The organism is Ensifer sp. ENS08 (genome assembly GCF_014852195.1).
Taxonomy (GTDB): domain Bacteria; phylum Pseudomonadota; class Alphaproteobacteria; order Rhizobiales; family Rhizobiaceae; genus Ensifer; species Ensifer adhaerens.
Window position 1 is genome coordinate 1 of sequence record NZ_JACVBF010000058.1, and the last position, 503, is coordinate 503.

Genomic DNA, 503 nt, shown 5'->3' on the forward strand with positions numbered 1-503 from the left:
ACCACCGAGACGGCGCCGAACTCGCCCATGGCGCGGGCGTTGCACAAAAGCACGCCGTAAAGCAGCCCCCATTTGATGTTGGGCAGCGTCACATGCCAGAAGGTCTGCCAGCCCGATGCCCCGAGAGACAAGGCTGCCTCCTCGTCGCTACTGCCCTGTTCCTGCATCAACGGGATCAGCTCGCGGGCGACGAAGGGGAAGGTGACGAAGACGGTGGCGAGCACCAGGCCCGGCACGGCAAAGAGGATCTGGATGCCGTGGCTCTGCAGCCAGGGACCAAGGACACTGTGCGAGCCGAACAGAAGCACGAAGACGAGGCCGGAGATCACCGGCGAGACCGAGAACGGCAGGTCGATCAGCGTCGTCAGGAAGGCCTTGCCCTTGAACTCGAACTTGGCGATCGCCCAGGCGGCGGCCACGCCGAAGACGAGGTTGAGCGGCACGGCGATGGCGGCGACGATCAGCGTCAGGCGGATGGCCGAAAAGGTTTCGGCATCGCCAAG

At 64.8% G+C, this 503-nt stretch carries 1 protein-coding gene; it reads right to left on the bottom strand.

Annotated features, from left to right (window positions below; all coding sequences use genetic code 11):
- A partial coding sequence (locus tag IB272_RS34490; protein WP_192445898.1) for a sulfate ABC transporter permease subunit occupies positions 1–503 on the bottom strand: 503 nt, incomplete at both ends.